The sequence below is a fragment of the Arthrobacter sp. TmtSoilC51 genome, from assembly GCF_055388015.1.
In genome coordinates this window covers 3,096,725-3,114,186 of sequence record NZ_AP035877.1, presented here as the reverse complement: position 1 = coordinate 3,114,186, position 17,462 = coordinate 3,096,725, and the positions used below count along the sequence as shown (strand labels likewise).

Here is a 17,462-nt window from a genome sequence, read left to right as displayed (position 1 = left end):
GCGACGGCGCGCTGCTTTGGCCGCCTTCGTCGAAACAGATACGATTGACGGTGGCTGGCTGTGGTCCCCGTACGCCACAAGCTATGAAGCCTTCACTATGAATAGGAGACACCCGTGTCAGATGCCCAACAGATCACCCTCATCGTCGATGGCGAAGAGACCAAGGTGACGGAAGGGACTACCGGCGCGGAACTCTTCTTTGAGCGCCGCGACGTCGTTGTTGCCCGTGTCAATGGTGTGCTGAAGGACCTTGACCAGGTCCTCACCGAGGGTGCAGACGTTGAAGGCGTCACCATCGAATCCCCTGACGGGCTCAACGTTCTCCGCCACTCCACCGCACACGTCATGGCCCAGGCCGTGCAGCAGCTGCGGCCCAATGCCAAGCTTGGCATCGGCCCTTACATTACCGACGGTTTCTACTTCGACTTCGACGTTGCTGAGCCGTTCACGCCGGAAGACCTGCGCCAGCTGGAAAAGATGATGCAGAAGATCATCAACCAGAACCAGAAATTCGTTCGCCGCGTGGTCACCGAAGACGAAGCCCGCGAAGCCATGGCTGGCGAGCCCTACAAGCTGGAGTTGTTGGGCAAGAAGAACGACGCCGCAGACGCCGGTGAAGGCGTGAACGTTGAAGTCGGTACTGGCGACATCACTATTTACGACAATGTGGATCGCAAGAGCGGCGAAAGCGTCTGGTGCGACCTCTGCCGCGGACCGCACCTGCCCAACACCAAGATCATCTCCAACGCGTTCGCACTGACACGCTCGTCCTCCGCGTACTGGCTGGGCAACCAGAACAACCAGCAGCTGCAGCGAATCTACGGCACAGCATGGCCCACCAAGGAAGCCCTCAAGGCTTACCAGGAACGCATCGCTGAGGCAGAACGGCGCGACCACCGCAAGCTGGGTGTGGAGTTGGACCTGTTCTCGTTCCCGGACGAACTCGGCTCGGGCCTTCCTGTGTTCCACCCCAAGGGCGGCATTATCCGCAAGGCCATGGAGGACTACTCCCGCCAGCGCCACGTCGACGCCGGCTACGAGTTCGTCTACACCCCCCACATCACCAAGGGACACCTCTACGAGGTCTCGGGCCACCTTGACTGGTACAAGGACGGCATGTTCCCGGCGATGCAGGTGGATGCAGAGCTCAACGAAGACGGCACCGTGCGGAAGCCTGCGCAGGACTATTACCTGAAGCCGATGAACTGCCCCATGCACAACCTGATCTTCCGCTCACGTGGCCGGTCCTACCGCGAACTGCCGCTGCGCCTGTTCGAATTCGGTTCGGTTTACCGTTACGAGAAATCCGGCGTGGTGCACGGCCTGACCCGTGTCCGCGGCATGACACAGGACGACGCCCACATCTACTGCACCCGCGAGCAGATGAAGGACGAACTGACCACCACGCTGAACTTTGTCCTTGGCCTCCTGAAGGACTACGGGCTGGACGATTTCTACCTCGAACTCTCCACCAAGAACGAGGAAAAGTTCGTGGGTGACGACGCCGCCTGGGAGGAAGCAACCCGCACACTCGCCGAGGTTGGCGCAGCGTCCGGGCTGGACCTGGTACCGGACCCGGGTGGAGCAGCGTTCTATGGCCCGAAGATTTCCGTCCAGGCAAAGGACGCCCTCGGCAGGACCTGGCAGATGTCCACCATCCAGTTGGACTTCAACCTGCCTGAACGCTTCGAGCTGGAGTACCAGGCAGCGGATGGATCGCGCCAGCGTCCCGTCATGATCCACCGTGCCCTCTTCGGTTCGGTCGAACGATTCATGGGTGTTCTCACGGAGCACTACGCCGGCGCCTTCCCGGCGTGGCTATCTCCCGTCCAGGTGGTGGGCATCCCTGTCGCTGAGGCGTTCAACGACTACATGTTCGACGTCGTTGACCAGCTGAAGGCCGCGGGAATCCGTGCCGAGGTGGACATCTCCTCGGACCGTTTCCCGAAGAAGATCCGTACGGCCAGCAAGGACAAGATCCCGTTCGTCCTGATCGCCGGCGGTGAGGATGCAGAAGCAGGTGCTGTCTCGTTCCGCTTCCGCGATGGCAGCCAGGACAATGGCGTGCCCGTGGCAGAGGCGGTCCGCAGAATCGTGGACGCCGTCAAGAACCGCGAAAGCTGACGGAACGGACAATAGACGGTGCAGGAGAACACAGGCGCAGCAGCTGACCTTCCGGGCGACGCCGAAGTAACCGATGACTTCGGCCTGGCAGGTGTTCCGGACGCTTTTCAGCGCCTGTGGACTCCCCACCGCATGGCTTACATCAAGGGCGGGCAGGACCAGTTCAAGGACAAGGACGACTGCCCGTTCTGCGTAGGGCCCACCCGTAGCGATGAGGAGTCCCTCATCGTTTATCGTGGCAGGACCTGCTACGTAGTGCTCAATCTTTTCCCGTACAACCCGGGTCACTTGCTGATCTGCCCCTACCGCCATGTTCCGGACTACACGGACATCACAGTGGAGGAAACAGCGGAGTTCTCCGAGCTCACGCAGACAGCCATGCGCGTGCTGCGCAAGGTTTCCAACCCGAGCGGCTTCAACCTGGGCATGAACCAAGGCGTTACGGGTGGAGCAGGAATCGCCGCGCACTTGCACCAGCACGTTGTACCGCGCTGGGGTGGGGACGGAAACTTCTTCCCCATCATCGCCCAGACCAAGGCCATTACGCAGACACTTGACGAAGTCCGCAAACTGGTGGCCGAGGCCTGGCCGGGGGAGTCGAATGCTCAATAGGCATGCGCGTGGTTTCTTTACTTCCCTTTTCACACCCTTGGCGCGTTGGCTCCTCAAAGTCGGCATAAGTCCAGACGCAGTGACAGTTGCTGGTACAGCAGGAGTCATTCTGGGCGGACTGGTCCTGTATCCGCTGGGATACCTGTGGTGGGGTTCGGTGGGGGTGGCATTCTTCGCGTTCTCGGACGTCGTGGACGGCATTATGGCCCGCTTGCAGGGCCGGAGCGGGGGCTGGGGGAACTTCCTCGATTCCACCTTGGACCGCTTAGCGGACGGTGCCATCTTTGCAGGGTTGGCCATTTGGTTCTTCACCGGGGGTGAGGACGCTGCGATCGGTACTGCCGCTGTCATTTGCCTGGTACTGGGGATGGTGGTTTCCTATGCGCGAGCCAAGGCAGAATCACTGGGCTATCAGGCCAGCGTTGGCATTGCCGAACGTGCGGAGCGGTTGGCTTCCGTGCTTCTCATAGCCGGACTGACAGGGCTGGGACTTCCGGCGGTGGTGCTCTTCGCGACCCTGATCCTGCTCGCCCTCGCCAGTGTGGTCACTATCGTCCAAAGAATGGCGACGGTCCGCAAGCAGGCCATGGCCGAAGCCGAGGGAACTGGCATCTGACCAGAGCCCGGTAGCCGCAGTTGTGCAGGTGTCCTACCGTGGCCCTGTTCTTTGCCGCCTAAGGTGGTAATGAATGTACTGCCACCCGGCAACGTGCGACTACTATTACTAGTACTTGGTCACCTTGACCTGAAAATCCGGTGTGCGCTGATTGCGGTCGTGTGGCTGCGCGAGCCTCCGGCAAAAGGTCGTTTATCTACCCATAGGGGTTTTTGTGTCTACACCAGATGTAAGCAACGAAGCCGGTTCGTCCGCGAACAGCGTCACGGGCAGCAGCCGTGTCAAGCGGGGCATGGCGGAGATGCTCAAGGGCGGCGTCATCATGGACGTCGTTAACGTCGAGCAGGCCCGCATCGCCGAGGACGCCGGTGCCGTGGCGGTCATGGCGCTTGAGCGCGTGCCCGCCGATATCCGCGCCCAGGGCGGCGTGTCCCGGATGTCCGATCCCGACATGATCGATCAGATCATCGCTGCCGTGTCCATCCCGGTCATGGCCAAGGCCCGTATCGGCCACTTCGTCGAAGCCCAGGTCCTGCAGTCCCTCGGTGTCGACTACATCGACGAGTCCGAGGTCCTGACCCCGGCCGACTACGTCAACCACATCGACAAGTGGAACTTCACCGTTCCCTTCGTTTGTGGCGCCACCAACCTGGGTGAGGCGTTGCGCCGCATCAACGAGGGCGCGGCGATGATCCGTTCCAAGGGCGAAGCCGGTACCGGTGACGTTTCCAACGCCACGGGACACATGCGCAAGATCCGTGCCGAGATCGCCAAGCTCGCCGCCCTTCCCGAGGACGAGCTGTACGTTGCGGCCAAGGAACTGCAGGCCCCGTACGAGCTGGTCAAGGAAATCGCGGCCACGGGCAAGCTCCCGGTAGTGCTGTTCACCGCCGGTGGCATCGCCACCCCGGCCGATGCTGCGATGATGATGCAGCTCGGCGCCGACGGCGTGTTCGTCGGTTCCGGCATCTTCAAGTCCGGCAACCCCGCCGAGCGCGCTGCCGCCGTCGTGAAGGCCACCACGTTCTACGATGACCCCGACGTCATCGCCAAGGTCTCCCGCGGCCTGGGCGAAGCGATGGTCGGCATCAACGTCGACGAAATCCCGCAGCCCCACCGCCTCGCAGAGCGCGGCTGGTAACAGCAAAAGAAGTATGCCGCCGGCCGGTCACCTCCTTCCGAGGTGGCCGGCCGGCGTCGTGTTCTACTCCAGTCCGCGCCGCTTCAGGAGCGGCTCGAGTTGGGCGTCCCTGCCGCGGAACGCCCGGAACGATTCCATCGGATCCTGGCTGTTTCCCCGGGCGAGCAGCTCGCGACGGAACCGCTCGCCGTTTGTGCGGGTCAGGCCGCCGTTTTCCTTGAACCACTCAACGGTGTCCGCGTCCAGGACCTCGCTCCAGATGTACGAGTAGTAGCCGGCAGCGTATCCGGCTCCGGCAAAGATGTGCTGGAAGTAGCCGGTGCGGTAGCGCGGCGGAATCAGCGGGTGTGCGATGCCGGCGGCGGCGAGGGCCTTGGCTTCAAAGGCAAGCACGTCCGCAGGGACGTCCTCCGCGGACAGCACGTGCCATGCCACATCCAGCAACGCTGCCCCCAGGTATTCCGTGGTGGCAAATCCCTCACCCCACAGCAGTGATTCGTTGATGTGGTCCACGATCTCCTGGGGAAGCGCCTCGCCTGTGGCGTAGTGGCGGGCGTAGTTCTTCAGTACTTCCGGCCACATGATCCACATCTCGTTGACCTGCGACGGGTATTCCACGAAGTCGCGAGGTACGGACGTCCCGGAGAACCGGGGATAAGTCACGTCCGAGAACAAGCCGTGCAATGCATGCCCGAATTCATGGAATAGCGTCCGGACCTCGTCCAGGGAGAGGAGTGCCGGCTCACCCGGTGCCGGCTTGGTGATGTTGAGGTTGTTGATCACCACGGCCTGTGTGCCAAGGAGCCGCGACTGTTCCACGAGCGAGTTCATCCAGGCTCCTCCGCGCTTGGATTCGCGGCTGTAATAGTCTCCAAGGAAGAGACCCAGGCTGCTGCCGTCATCGTTCCGGACCTCCCATACGCGGACGTCCTCGTGGTACCCGGCGAGGTCCAGCCGTTCATGGAACGTGATGCCGTAGAGCTGGCTCGCCGCGAAGAAGACACCCTCAGCCAAGACCGTTTCAAGGCTGAAATAGGGCCTGATGACCTGTTCGTCCACGTGGTACTTTTCCCGCCGAACCTGGGCGGAATAATAGGCCCAGTCCCAGGGCTCCAGCGAATGACCCGCGGATTCGGCCAAAGCCTGGGCCTCGGTTTGGGCATTTCCGAGCGCTGCAGGTGCCAACCGTGCCAGCATTGCCCGCACTGCCTCGAAGTCCGGGGCCGTTTGCTGGTCAACCACGAGCTCCGCGAAGTTTTGAAAGCCCAGCAGGCTCGCTTTCTCCGCACGTAAACGGACTGTTGCCGTCACCAGATCGCGGACGTCCAGGCTCCCGCCGTCGGTTCCCCGCGCGAGGGAGGCTTCAAACAGCCGACGCCGGATGGCCCGGTTTTCGAGCCAGGCGAGGGCGGGTTGGTTGCTTGGCTGGATCAACGTCAGGAGGTACTTGCCGTCGTGACCCCCGGCTTTGGCGGCCTCGGCAGCGCCTGCGATATCTTCGGCGGGCAAGCCAGCCAGGTCCGCGTCGTCGTCGAGGAGAAGTGATGCAGCCTTCATGGCCTCCTTGACGCGTTGGCCGAATTCGGTGCCCAGACGTGAGAGTTCGGCGTTGATTTCCCGGAGCCGCGCCTGTCCATTGTGGTCCAGTTGAACGCCGGACAGCCGAAACTCTTTGAGGTACTCCTGCACCAGGCGCTCGGATTCGGCATCCAGGCTGGTGGTATCAATGGCCGTGAAGCGCTCATAAAGGCTGTGGTTCATGTAGATGGCGTCTTGGTGTGCGGCAAACTTGGGCGACAACCAAGTCTCCAACTCCCTGATGGCCTCCGATGCGTCGGCCGATACGAGCGTAAAGAACGCAGCCGCGGCGCGGTTGAGCAAAAGCCCGCAGTGTTCCATGGCTAGGGCAGTGTTCTCGAAATTCGCCGGGGTGGGGTTCCCGGCAATCTGCTGGATCTCCTGGAGATGTTCGGCCAGTCCTGACTCGACGGCTTCGGCGTAGTCCTCAGTGGTGATTGCTTCAAAAGGTGGCAGCCCGAAAGGCAGGGGGCTGGGGCTCAACAGAGGATTGGTCATCAAGCGACTCTTTCACTTAAGAATCGTGTCCTCAAGAGTGGCTCGCCAGGATCCACTCCACTTGGCGCCGTAGGATTGCCGCTATGGGGTACATCACTTCTTCCGGGCGACGAATGGTCGGCCTGCTTGCGGCATCAGTATGTGCGTTGTCCTTGACGGCCTGTGGAGTCATCGCAGAGAACGATTCCCGGGAGAAGAGCAGCGCCGCTACCGCTCCCGTGACTGCAACATCCACACCAACGCCGACGCCGACGCCTACCCCTGGCAAGGGACCAGCCTGTCCAGAGCTGCGTTGTACTTCCGTCACTGTGACCGGCGACATGCTGGTCCATACACAGCTATGGCAGCAGGCGCGGGCCGATGCCGCCGCCGCAGGCCAGCCAGGGTACAACTTCGTACCGCTCCTCGAAGGCCAGCGCCGCTACATCCGGAACAGCGATCTCGCCATATGCCATCAGGAAACTCCTGTAGCCACTCCGGAGGGTCCGTTCTCCGCATATCCTTCCTTCAACGTGCCGCCGCAGATCGTTACCGCCTCCAAGGACGTCGGGTACCAAGCCTGCACCACGGCCAGCAACCACACTATTGACCGGGGGACTGAAGGGCTGCTCCGGACATTGGACGCATTGGATGCTGCCGGACTCAAGCACACTGGTTCGTACCGAACGGAAGCTGCATCACAGGAAATCCTGATGCTCAAGACCGACGCCGCCACGGTTGCGGTCATCGTTGGCACCTACGGCCATAACGGACAAATTCCGGAGTACCCGTGGCTTGTTGACGAGTTGGATCCCACGGCCATGATTGCGAAAGCCACCAAAGCCCGTGCCCTCGGGGCGGATATCGTCCTGGGCGTCATGCACGCCGGTGATGAGTATGCCAGCGAGGCCAATGCCCAGCAACAGGAAGTCGCCCACGCGTTGGTGGACAGTGGCCAATTCACCATGGTCTACGGACACCACACGCACTCCGTGCTGCCGATCGAAAATTACAAGGGTACGTGGATTGTCTACGGACTGGGCAACGGAGTCACTGAATTGTCGCCCTGGTATGTGGTCAACAACGAGGGGCTGCTGGTCCGGGCCCAGTTCAGTCAGAATGCCGCCGGCGTTTGGGCTGCGTCCGATCTCGCGTGGGCGCCGTCTGTGATTGTCCGGGATCCCTACCGGTGGTGCTCGGTAGCCAGCGACGCACCGCAGGGAGTCTGCGCTTCGCCGGCAGCCGATGCAGAAACCCACGAGCGCACCAAAGCGGTGGTCGAGTCGATGGGCGCGGCAACTGCAGGCGCCCACGAGTTGCTGATTACCAAGGAAAAATAGCTTCTACCGGGACCTGCGGGCGGCGTGTTCCCGCGCGAGGCGGGCATAGTCGTCGTCGGGCGTTCCAGGCACGAAGGTGCCGTATTTCCGTTCCACTGCCGTTCGGATCAGGAAGTCGGCTATCGCCGGATTCTTGGGCAGCAACGAACCATGCAGGTAACTGGCCACGACGTTGCGGTAGCGGGCGCCCTCGTGGCCGTCCTTGCTGTTGTTTCCTGCACCTTTGGTGACGGTCCCAAGGGGTTCGACGCCGGGGCCCAGCGTGGTCTGTCCGCTGTGGTTCTCGTAGCCCAGGACGTCCCCGAACTCCGGCGACTTGAGGGTCACGTTGCCGATAAGCCGCTCGTCGGTACCGTGGGTTTCGACGTCAAGAATGCCGATGCCCGGAATGACGGGGCCCGCGCTGGTCTTAAAGAACTTCCCGAATAGCTGGTAAAGGCCGCAAATGACCAGCATTGGCGCGCCATCATCCGCAAGGGCCCGCAAATGATCGGCGCGTGCCTGAAGATCATCCTGAATAACCAGCTGGCCGCTGTCCTGCCCGCCGCCACCCACGATGATGTCAATGTCGCCGGGAAACTCGTCGCCAACGTTGTATTCGAGCAGCTCCGGAGTGTAGCCATGCCACTTGATTCGTTGCTGGAGGACCAGGGCATTGCCCCAGTCGCCGTAAATGTTCATGTCCCGCGGGTACAGCTGGAGGACGCGGACGGTTCCTTTGGCGGGCTGTGCTTCCGAGGTCATGAGACCACCTCAACTATGGTGATTTTGGCCAGTTCGCGGCGGATCGCGAGCATGGCAGTGTATGTGCAGAAAATCCGCTTGGGCTTGCCTCGCGAGCCGTCGATGAACGCGTGCAGGGCCGCAGTGATGTCGGTCTCGACCGTGCCGAAGCGAACCTCGTCGTATTGCAGGCGCAAGGCCATGTCGTAGGCGCGGACGCCGGTAAGGACCTCAACGCCATCTTCCCTCAGGGACTCGAAGTCAACGTCCCAAAGCCAGGACATGTCCCTGCCATCTGCATAATTATCGTTGATGGCGATCATGGTGGCGTATCCGCCGGCAGGGAAGGACTTAAGCCCGAGCCGGAATCCACTGGGATTCTTGACGAGCACAAGTTCCAACGGCTGGCCATCCACCGTGAGGCTTTCCCCGCGACCGAAAGCGGGAGCGACATCACCCAGGGCTTTGACCAGTTTGGGAGTGTCCACGGCCCCCGTGCCAAGGATGGCCCTGGCCAGGGAGAGGGCGGCCGCCGCGTTGAAGATGTTGTAGACGCCGCGCAGCTTCATGCCCGTGGTGACCGTTTCGCCGTCGAACTCGAAGTCGGCATCCTGCGCACCCACGCGGCGGAGCACGACGTCGGCGGCAGGGCCGTCGGATACCTCACCCGCGGTGCCGGGGGCCGGCGTATTCGGGGAAGACGGTCCGGTGGTGGCGGTTCGCATATCGTCGTCGTTGGGGAACGTGCTGCGGAGTGACTCATCCAGGCCGAAGTAACGGACGCTGGGATTGTGGACTGCCCCCGGAACGTTCAGGACGTTGGCAATGCGTGCCACGCGTGGGTCTTCACGGTTCAACACCACTGTATCCGTGGTCTTCAGTGCAATGTGTTCGAGCAAGCGGGCGGTCTTGTCGATCTCGCCGAACCGGTCAAGTTGGTCCCGAAGGACGTTCAGCAAGAGGCTGAAACGCGGTGGGACCTTGTTCACGAAGTGCACGGCGTGTGCTTCGTCGAGTTCGAGGATGGCGACATCGGCGTCGAGGCGGCCACGCCAGTCAACATCGCCGAGGAGGGACGCGGCTACGCCCCGGGTGAAGTTACTGCCGGTGCGGTTGGTGAAGACCTTCAGGCCTTGGCTTTCCAAGAGCTCGACTACCATCTTGGTTGTTGTGGTCTTCCCGTTAGTGCCGCTGACAACGGCCACGCCACGGGGAAGGCTGGACAGCGTTCTCTGCATGAAACCGGGATCGATTTTTTCGACCACCAAGCCGGGGAAAGCAGAGCCGCCACCCCGGAGCCGGGACAGTGTGCGGACCAGCTTGCCGAGGGGAACGCTGAAGGAAAACATGCTCTGTAATATATCCCAGTTAAGGCATGGAACTTGGCGTGGAAGCCCCTCCGGTTGGTCACCCCGCTTGTCCTTCGGAGGAGTTTGCCGGACCGGGCCACTATGATGGTCGAATGACCAACCCCCTTTCCGACGCTTCATCACGCGTGGGTGCAGGACTCCGGATCGGCGTACTGGCCCTCCAAGGCGACTTCCGCGAGCACATCCACGCAGTGGAAGCCGCAGGCGCCACGGGTGTGGGCATCCGTCGCCCCGCTGAGCTGGATGACGTTGACGGCCTCATTATCCCTGGTGGGGAGTCCACCACGATCGACAAACTCTCACGGATCTTCGAACTCGCCGATCCGCTCCGGAAACGCATCGCCGACGGCCTTCCCGTTTATGGCTCCTGTGCCGGCATGATTCTCCTTGCCGATGAGATTGCGGATCCCGCCACGGACCTGGACGGAAACCCGCAGCAGACCTTCGGTGGGCTGGACATCACCGTGCGCCGCAATGCCTTCGGCCGCCAGCGCGAGTCCTTTGAAACCGACCTTGATTTCAAAGGACTCGACTTCAGCGCAGGGGAGCAGGGCGTTGATCCTGTGCACGCAGTCTTCATCCGTGGACCTTGGGTTGAACGGGTTGGCCCCGGAGTTGAAGTCCTGGCCCAGGTTGATCCGGAGCATGCCAGCCACACCGCCACTTTGCACGGATTGGCTAGAATTGTTGCAGTGCGCTCCGGCCAGCTGCTGGCCACCTCTTTCCATCCGGAAGTGACAGGTGAGAAGCGCGTGCATGAACTCTTTATTCGAATGATCAGAGGAGAAGCGTAAAGCATGTCAGGCCACTCCAAATGGGCGACGACCAAGCACAAGAAAGCCATCATTGATAGCCGGCGTGCAAAGTCGTTCGCAAAGCTGATCAAGAACATCGAAGTTGCTGCCCGCATGGGCGGCCCGGACCTCGCCGGCAACCCTGGCCTGGAACTCGCTGTTACCAAGGCGAAGAAGACCTCGGTTCCCAACGACAACATCGACCGTGCCATCAAGCGTGGGGCCGGCCTCACGGGCGAAGTGGTCGATTACACCGAGATCATGTATGAAGCCCGTGGTCCCCAGGGCTCAGCGTTGTTGATCGAGTGCCTGACCGACAACAAGAACCGTGCGGCTTCAGAAGTTCGGCTCGCGATTTCCCGCAACGGTGGCACTATTGCCGACCCCGGCTCGGTTAGCTACCTCTTCACCCGCAAGGGCGTCGTGGTGCTGCCGAAGAACGGTCTGAGCGAGGACGACATCCTGATGGCCGTCCTGGACGCAGGCGCAGAAGAAGTCAAGGACAGCGGCGAGAACTGGGAAGTCCATTCCGAGCCCTCGGACCTGCAGGCCATCCGTGACGCCTTGAAGGATGCCGGCATCGAGTACGAATCCGATGAAGCTGAATTCGTGCCCTCCATGCAGGTGGACCTCGATATTGATGGTGCCAGGAAGTTCATGAAGCTCGTGGATGCGCTGGAAGACCTGGACGACGTCCAGAACGTCTACAGCAACGCCGACTTCAGCGAGGAAGTGCAGGCTGCCCTCGACGCCGACTAGGCGGGGCAGCACGTCTATTTTGACAACAAACAGGAAGGCCCGGACTTGACTCTTCGCGTATTGGGAGTCGATCCGGGCCTCACCCGTTGCGGCATCGGTGTGGTGGATATCGAGCGGAACCGGCGAGCCACCATGGTGGCTGTTGGTGTCGTCGGCACTTCCGCGGAGCTGACGCTGGACAAGCGGCTTTTGGTCATCGCACAGGCCATTGACGAGTGGCTCGATCTTCACGAGCCGGACGTCGTCGCCGTCGAGCGCGTTTTTTCGCAGATGAACGTCAGCACGGTGATGGGCGTGGCCCAAGCCTCTGGCGTTGTCATCGCAGCGGCCGCGCGTCGCGGTATTCCTGTTGCCTTGCACACGCCTTCTGAAGTCAAGGCGGCCGTGACCGGAAGCGGTACAGCCAATAAGGACGCGGTCACTAAATTGGTTACGAAAATTCTCCGGTTGGACGCTCCGCCAAAGCCGGCGGATGCGGCGGATGCCCTTGCCTTGGCGCTCACCCACGCGTGGCGGGCGGGTAGCGGAATGGGTGCGCCTAATGGTTCCTCCGGCAAGGATTCGCTCACACCGGCGCAACGTGCGTGGGCTGAAGCAGAAGCGAAAGCGCGCCGCGCACGCTGATTGTCGGTAGCCCTTGCTAGGGTATTCGTAGATATGTTCGGATAGTTTGCTAATCTCAGGAGCCGGGTCTTGATCAGTTTTCTCCGTGGAACAGTAGCCCACGTTGGCTTGTCGACCGCCGTGATCGACCTCAACGGTGCGGGAATGAGCGTTTTCGCTACTCCCCAGACCTTGAGCAACCTGAAAGTCGGCGCTGAGGCGAAGCTCTTCACCTCCATGATCGTCCGTGAGGATTCCCTTACGTTGTTCGGTTTCGCCGATGACGATGAACGCGAGGTTTTCGATGTCCTGCTGAGCGTTAGCGGCGTCGGTCCACGTTTAGCTCTGGCCGTGCTTGCGGTGCACGAGCCCGAAGCGATCCGGGTTGCGGCGCACACCGGCGATGGCAAGGCGTTCACCAAAGTCCCTGGCATTGGGCCCAAGGTCGCTGGGCGGATAGTCCTTGAACTGGCCGGCAAGCTGGTCCCGCACGGCACGGGCACAGGAGCAGCGCCTGCAGTCATCAATACGGTGGAATGGAAGCCCCAGGTGGTAGCTGCCATGACCAGTCTGGGGTGGTCCGAGAAGGACGCCGCGGGCAGTATCGACAAAGCAATGGCGGATTCACCCGAACTTGTTGACGCCGGTAATGTGGCGCAGATCCTCCGGGCTACTTTGCGCTGGTTGGGCCAGGACGGCGCGCGCGCCGGAAACCGTGTAGGCACCCGTGGCTGAGCAATCCCTCGTCGCCGGAGGGGAAGAGCCGGAGGAACGGGTCATTGAGGCCGCACTCAGGCCGAAGAACCTTCATGATTTTGTGGGCCAGCACCGTGTCCGCAAGCAGCTTTCCTTGGTGCTTGAAGCCTCGCGGATGCGGGGCCGGAGCGCTGACCACGTACTGCTCTCAGGGCCTCCCGGCCTGGGCAAGACGACTCTTGCCATGATCATTGCCGCAGAGATGAACGCACCATTGCGGATCAGCAGCGGACCAGCCATCCAGCATGCCGGCGACCTCGCGGCGATCCTCTCCTCGTTGTCCGAGGGCGAGGTGTTGTTCCTTGACGAAATCCACCGTATGTCCCGCCCGGCCGAAGAAATGCTCTACATGGCCATGGAAGACTTCCGCGTGGACATCGTGGTGGGCAAGGGTGCTGGCGCAACTGCGATTCCCCTTGAACTTCCACCCTTCACCCTCGTCGGTGCCACCACCCGCGCCGGCCTGCTGCCGGGCCCCTTGCGGGACCGCTTCGGTTTTACGGGGCACCTGGAGTTCTACTCCGTAGCCGAACTGGAACTCGTACTGCGCCGCTCGGCTGGATTGCTGGACCTGAAGGTCAACTCAGCCGGATTCACGGAGATTGCCGGACGATCCCGGGGCACGCCACGTATCGCAAACCGCTTGCTCCGCCGTGTCCGCGACTGGGCCCTTGTCCACGGAATCGAACAAATTGACGCGCGGTCGGCGTCTGCTGCCCTGGACATGTACGAGGTAGATGAACGGGGCCTGGACCGCCTCGACCGCTCGGTCCTTGAAGCATTGATTACCAAGTTCAACGGCGGACCCGTGGGTCTTTCAACTCTGGCCATCGCCGTGGGCGAAGAGCCGGAAACCGTCGAAACCGTTGCCGAACCATACTTGGTGCGCGAAGGACTGCTGGGGCGGACCCCTCGTGGCCGTATCGCCATGGCACCAGCTTGGACGCACCTTGGCTACGCTGTGCCGGCAGGTGTATTCGGCCAGGAGACCCTCGCGCTGTTTGACGAGGATGAAAACCACGCCGAAAGCGTAGATACCATCGGTTAACACGCTGTATTCAGCTTTTCCCACTAGACTGGTATGACGCTCGGCACGTTCGAGTCCTTGATCCATGCGCCCGCTTCGCTGTGAAGCGAGTTGCCGTGCGGGGGTTTACTCCCGTGACCGCAGGATCTGCCGGGGACGTTGCCGTGAACCAAAACGTAAGTACAGAACGGAACTTCCCTGTGGATCCAATGACCATATTGCTGTTCGTCATGCTTGGACTCTTTGTCTTCATGATGTTCCGCCGCAACAAGAAGACCCAGCAGCAGCAGGCTGAGATGCAGTCCAAGTTCGCTCCGGGCGTCGATGTCATGACCAGCTTCGGTCTCTTCGGGCGCATCGTGTCCATTGATGAAGCTGAGAACAAGGTCGTTATCGAGCTGTCTCCCGGGAACCAAGCTACGGTTCACCGCCAGGCGGTCACCAAGGTCGTCGAAAAGGCCGAAGAGGAAGCCCCGGTTGTGCCGGATGACGCTTCTTCGCTGACCGTTGCTGACGGTGAAACTCCCTCTGCGACCGAGACGCCGGAAGAAACCATCGCGCGCCTCAATAAAGAGGACAAGAAGGACAACTAGCACCGTCAGTCGCGGCAACACCGCGCAAGAACACTTCTACGGCAGCGGAAAGCCGCCGGCAGACGCTTACCAGTGTCCGCCGGCGGCTGTCCGGCGATAACAGGAAGATCGATAATGGCACGGACCGGCCCCAAAAACTCAGCCCGCAGGGTGCTGACTTGGCTTGGAGCAATATTCGTTGTACTCACCGCTGTTCTGGGTGGCGGAGTCATTTCCGGCCATGCCAGCTGGGCTCCCAAGCTTGCCTTGGACCTCGAAGGCGGAACGCAGATGATCCTGGCACCCCGGGTAGAGGGTTCCAGCGAGATCAGTGAGGAACAGCTCAACCAGGCAGTTGCCATCATCCGCCAGCGTGTGGACGGCTCCGGTGTTGCCGAAGCCGAGATCAGCACCCAGTCGGGGCGGAACGTGGTGGTGAGCCTCCCTGGAACTCCATCCAAGGAAACACGCGACCTCATCCAGGCGTCGGCGGACATGAACTTCCGCCCGGTGATCGCTGCGGCTGACCCCGCAGCCATCCCAGTCGAATCCCGCACGCCGGATGACCAACTGCCTAAGCCCACCGCGGATCCCACCAACGCGAGTGACACCAACTGGGTGACTCCGGAGCTTTATAAGGAATTCGAAGCGCTGGACTGCGTCAACCCTTCCACTGAGAAGCGGGAACGTTCTGATCCCGCGAAGCCTTTGGTGACGTGCGAGGCCGCTACTGACAAGACTCCCGCCATCAAGTACATTCTTGGGCCGGTTGAGGTCAAAGGCCAGGACATCAGTTCTTCCTCGTTCTCCCAGGTCCAAGGGGCGCAGGGATCCGTGACCAACTCCTGGGGCGTGAACATCACGTTCAACGCCGAGGCAACTGCCAAGTTCAAGGAAGTCACGGAGCGGCTCAACCAGTTCTACACAGCGTCACTTGCCCAGGGTGGCAACGACCCCAAGGCACAATTCGCCATTGTCCTCGATGACAAGGTCATCTCGGCACCGAGGTCCCTTGCGGTCATTACTGACGGAAAACCGCAGATCACGGGTAACTTCACCCAAGCCTCAGCGAAGGCCCTGTCCGACCAACTCCGCTATGGCGCTTTGCCGATCTCCTTCGAGATCCAGTCCCAGGAGCAGATCTCGGCCACGCTCGGTGGCGACCAGCTTCGTCTCGGCCTGTTGGCTGGCCTCATCGGCCTCTTACTCGTGGTGGTGTACTCGCTCTTCCAGTACCGTGCCCTCGGCTTTGTCACCATCGCTTCCCTGGTGGTCGCCGGTGGTTTGACCTACCTTGCCATCGCGATTCTCGGTTGGACTGAAAACTATCGTCTTTCCCTTGCCGGTGTTGCTGGCCTGATCGTCGCCATCGGACAGACGGCCGACTCGTTCATTGTGTACTTCGAACGAATCCGCGATGAACTTCGTGAGGGCCGCGGACTCGTGTCCGCCGTCGAGAACGGCTGGAAGCGTGCCAAGCGGACCGTACTGGCCTCCAAAGCAGTCAATTTGCTGGCAGCCTTGGTCCTTTATTTCGTGGCTGTAGGCAATGTGCGCGGCTTCGCGTTCACCCTTGGCCTCACGGCTGTTGCCGACCTCATCGTGGTATTCATGTTCACGCACCCGATGCTGCAGGTCCTTGCCCGCACGAGGTTCTTTGGCGAAGGCCACCGGTTCTCCGGTTTGTCGCCTGATCGTCTGGGTGCTGTGCCGCTGTATCGGGGAGCAGGACGTCTCCGTACGCCCACCGAGAAGCCGGCCGTTGTCCGTGCACGCAATGCCGGTGCCGCAGCTGAAGCAGAACGCCGCATGACTATCGCCGAACGGCGCCTTGCCGAGAAGGGCCAGTTGACTGGTCCTTCCAACGGCACCAAGGAGGAGAAGTAATGACCACGAGCTTCGCAACCTTCGGCAACGAGCTATACACCGGCAAGCGCTCCTACAATTTTGTTGATTCCAAGAAGATCTGGTTCATCATTGCTGCTGTCGCTGTGGCCCTCTCCATCCTGATCCCGGTGTTGAAGGGCGGCTTCAACCTCGGCATCGAGTTCCGGGGCGGCTCGGAGTTCACTGTTTCCAACGTGAAGACCACTGACGCAGGCCTGGGCGAAAAGGCTGTCCACGACGTCGTATCCGGCGCCATTCCACGCGTTGCGAACGTGGCAGGCAACACCATGCGGATTCAGACGGATCAGCTGACCGATGACGAGACCAACCGCATCAAAGAGGGCCTGACCACCGCTTACGGTGTGACGGAGAACGAAGTGACGTCAAACTTTGTGGGTCCCACGTGGGGCCAGGATGTCACGCGCCAGGCACTTATTGGGCTCGCCGTGTTCGTCGGCCTCGCTGCCGTCCTCATGGCGTTGTATTTCAGGACCTGGAAGATGTCGCTATCTGCCCTGGTTGGCATGCTTGTCACCATGTTCACCACGGCGGGCGTCTACGCCCTGAGCGATTTCGAAGTGACGCCGTCGGCGATCATCGGATTTCTTACCGTCCTCAGCTACTCGCTGTACGACACCGTGGTGGTCTTCGACAAGATCCGCGAGAACACGGCAGATATTTCCACCTCCACGCGCCGGACTTTTGGTGAAGAGGTCAACCTTGCGGTCAACCAAACCCTGGTCCGTTCCATCAACACCATGATGGTTGCAGTCCTTCCGGTTGCTGCGATCCTCTTCATCGGGGCCGGACTGTTGGGCGCGGGTACCCTCCGGGACCTTTCCCTCGCGTTGTTCGTCGGAATCCTCATCGGAACGGCAGCTACCATCTTCATCGCGGCACCGCTCTACGCGTGGCTGCGCCAGAGCGAGCCGGACCTCGTGAAGCAGGCCAGGAAAGTCGCCCACCGCAGAGCCGAGGCCACTGTTTAGGCGATTTCCTATAGGACGTTACGTCCAGGAGCCGGACCCCGCATGACCAGGGGTCCGGCTCTTTGACTTGCTGGGGCCGCCGTCATGTGCTGTC

General features: G+C 61.3%; 16 protein-coding genes. 13 read left to right on the top strand and 3 right to left on the bottom strand.

Annotated features, from left to right (window positions below):
• The first annotated feature begins 114 nt into the window (after nt 1–114).
• The 4 genes from thrS (at nt 115) to pdxS (ending at nt 4,493) form a co-directional block, all read left to right on the top strand.
• The gene (gene thrS / locus ACZ5G6_RS14160) at nt 115–2,124 is read left to right on the top strand and encodes a threonine--tRNA ligase (RefSeq protein WP_498686073.1); all 2,010 of its coding nucleotides are present in this window, start codon (nt 115–117) and stop codon (nt 2,122–2,124) included.
• A gap of 18 nt (nt 2,125–2,142) precedes the next feature.
• A complete protein-coding gene (locus tag ACZ5G6_RS14155; RefSeq protein WP_216925531.1) occupies nt 2,143–2,736 on the top strand; it encodes an HIT family protein in 594 nt (197 codons plus the stop codon).
• On the top strand, nt 2,726–3,352 hold the full coding sequence (gene pgsA / locus ACZ5G6_RS14150) for a phosphatidylinositol phosphate synthase (protein ID WP_223933037.1): 627 nt from the start codon (nt 2,726–2,728) through the stop codon (nt 3,350–3,352). Before ACZ5G6_RS14155 ends, pgsA begins: the two co-directional genes overlap by 11 nt.
• 214 nt (nt 3,353–3,566) lie before the next feature.
• Entirely contained in the window at nt 3,567–4,493 is a 927-nt protein-coding gene (gene pdxS / locus ACZ5G6_RS14145; RefSeq protein WP_211712266.1) for a pyridoxal 5'-phosphate synthase lyase subunit PdxS, read from the top strand.
• A 63-nt stretch (nt 4,494–4,556) separates the two neighbouring features.
• Here pdxS and ACZ5G6_RS14140 read toward each other — a convergent pair whose 3' ends face one another.
• A complete protein-coding gene (locus tag ACZ5G6_RS14140) occupies nt 4,557–6,569 on the bottom strand; it encodes a M3 family metallopeptidase (protein ID WP_498686068.1) in 2,013 nt (670 codons plus the stop codon).
• Nucleotides 6,570–6,652: 83 nt separating this feature from the next.
• Here ACZ5G6_RS14140 and ACZ5G6_RS14135 point away from each other — a divergent pair, with 83 nt between their 5' ends.
• Nucleotides 6,653–7,888 carry a CapA family protein gene (locus ACZ5G6_RS14135; protein ID WP_498686067.1) on the top strand — a complete coding sequence of 412 codons (1,236 nt, stop codon included), beginning with the start codon at nt 6,653–6,655 and terminating at the stop codon, nt 7,886–7,888.
• Between the two features lie 3 nt (nt 7,889–7,891).
• On the opposite strand, the gene ACZ5G6_RS14130 is transcribed toward ACZ5G6_RS14135, so the two are convergent.
• Nucleotides 7,892–8,632, bottom strand: a complete 741-nt coding sequence (locus ACZ5G6_RS14130) for a type 1 glutamine amidotransferase (RefSeq protein WP_498686065.1) — start codon at nt 8,630–8,632, stop codon at nt 7,892–7,894.
• On the bottom strand, nt 8,629–9,960 hold the full coding sequence (locus tag ACZ5G6_RS14125; RefSeq protein WP_498686063.1) for a Mur ligase family protein: 1,332 nt from the start codon (nt 9,958–9,960) through the stop codon (nt 8,629–8,631). The genes ACZ5G6_RS14130 and ACZ5G6_RS14125 overlap by 4 nt, the downstream gene beginning before the upstream one ends.
• Before the next feature lie 113 nt (nt 9,961–10,073).
• Between ACZ5G6_RS14125 and pdxT the strand changes: the two genes are divergently transcribed.
• The 8 genes from pdxT (at nt 10,074) to secF (ending at nt 17,368) form a co-directional block, all read left to right on the top strand.
• A complete protein-coding gene (pdxT, locus tag ACZ5G6_RS14120) occupies nt 10,074–10,775 on the top strand; it encodes a pyridoxal 5'-phosphate synthase glutaminase subunit PdxT (RefSeq protein ID WP_223933032.1) in 702 nt (233 codons plus the stop codon).
• 3 nt (nt 10,776–10,778) lie between these two features.
• On the top strand, nt 10,779–11,534 hold the full coding sequence (locus ACZ5G6_RS14115) for a YebC/PmpR family DNA-binding transcriptional regulator (RefSeq protein ID WP_216925538.1): 756 nt from the start codon (nt 10,779–10,781) through the stop codon (nt 11,532–11,534).
• 45 nt (nt 11,535–11,579) lie between these two features.
• Nucleotides 11,580–12,158 carry a crossover junction endodeoxyribonuclease RuvC gene (gene ruvC, locus ACZ5G6_RS14110; protein ID WP_498686060.1) on the top strand — a complete coding sequence of 193 codons (579 nt, stop codon included), beginning with the start codon at nt 11,580–11,582 and terminating at the stop codon, nt 12,156–12,158.
• Between the two features lie 69 nt (nt 12,159–12,227).
• Nucleotides 12,228–12,872 carry a Holliday junction branch migration protein RuvA gene (gene ruvA / locus ACZ5G6_RS14105; protein WP_498686059.1) on the top strand — a complete coding sequence of 215 codons (645 nt, stop codon included), beginning with the start codon at nt 12,228–12,230 and terminating at the stop codon, nt 12,870–12,872.
• A complete protein-coding gene (ruvB, locus tag ACZ5G6_RS14100; protein WP_223933029.1) occupies nt 12,865–13,941 on the top strand; it encodes a Holliday junction branch migration DNA helicase RuvB in 1,077 nt (358 codons plus the stop codon). Before ruvA ends, ruvB begins: the two co-directional genes overlap by 8 nt.
• Before the next feature lie 188 nt (nt 13,942–14,129).
• Complete coding sequence (gene yajC / locus ACZ5G6_RS14095; RefSeq protein WP_223937591.1) at nt 14,130–14,513, top strand: preprotein translocase subunit YajC; 384 nt, start codon at nt 14,130–14,132, stop codon at nt 14,511–14,513.
• Nucleotides 14,514–14,627: 114 nt separating this feature from the next.
• The gene (secD, locus tag ACZ5G6_RS14090) at nt 14,628–16,379 is read left to right on the top strand and encodes a protein translocase subunit SecD (RefSeq protein ID WP_223933028.1); all 1,752 of its coding nucleotides are present in this window, start codon (nt 14,628–14,630) and stop codon (nt 16,377–16,379) included.
• Nucleotides 16,379–17,368, top strand: a complete 990-nt coding sequence (gene secF, locus ACZ5G6_RS14085) for a protein translocase subunit SecF (RefSeq protein WP_223933027.1) — start codon at nt 16,379–16,381, stop codon at nt 17,366–17,368. The genes secD and secF overlap by 1 nt, the downstream gene beginning before the upstream one ends.
• Nucleotides 17,369–17,462 lie beyond the last annotated feature (94 nt).

Excerpts from the sequence above, each read along its gene's own strand:
- ACZ5G6_RS14135 (WP_498686067.1), top strand. The coding sequence starts at position 6,653 with ATGGGGTACATCACTTCTTCCGGGCGACGAATGGTCGGCCTGCTTGCG.
- ACZ5G6_RS14115 (WP_216925538.1), top strand. The coding sequence starts at position 10,779 with ATGTCAGGCCACTCCAAATGGGCGACGACCAAGCACAAGAAAGCCATC.
- secD (WP_223933028.1), top strand. The coding sequence starts at position 14,628 with ATGGCACGGACCGGCCCCAAAAACTCAGCCCGCAGGGTGCTGACTTGG.
- ACZ5G6_RS14125 (WP_498686063.1), bottom strand. The coding sequence starts at position 9,960 with ATGTTTTCCTTCAGCGTTCCCCTCGGCAAGCTGGTCCGCACACTGTCC.
- pgsA (WP_223933037.1), top strand. The coding sequence starts at position 2,726 with ATGCTCAATAGGCATGCGCGTGGTTTCTTTACTTCCCTTTTCACACCC.
- pdxT (WP_223933032.1), top strand. The coding sequence starts at position 10,074 with ATGACCAACCCCCTTTCCGACGCTTCATCACGCGTGGGTGCAGGACTC.
- secF (WP_223933027.1), top strand. The coding sequence starts at position 16,379 with ATGACCACGAGCTTCGCAACCTTCGGCAACGAGCTATACACCGGCAAG.
- ACZ5G6_RS14130 (WP_498686065.1), bottom strand. The coding sequence starts at position 8,632 with ATGACCTCGGAAGCACAGCCCGCCAAAGGAACCGTCCGCGTCCTCCAG.
- yajC (WP_223937591.1), top strand. The coding sequence starts at position 14,130 with ATGACCATATTGCTGTTCGTCATGCTTGGACTCTTTGTCTTCATGATG.
- ACZ5G6_RS14140 (WP_498686068.1), bottom strand. The coding sequence starts at position 6,569 with ATGACCAATCCTCTGTTGAGCCCCAGCCCCCTGCCTTTCGGGCTGCCA.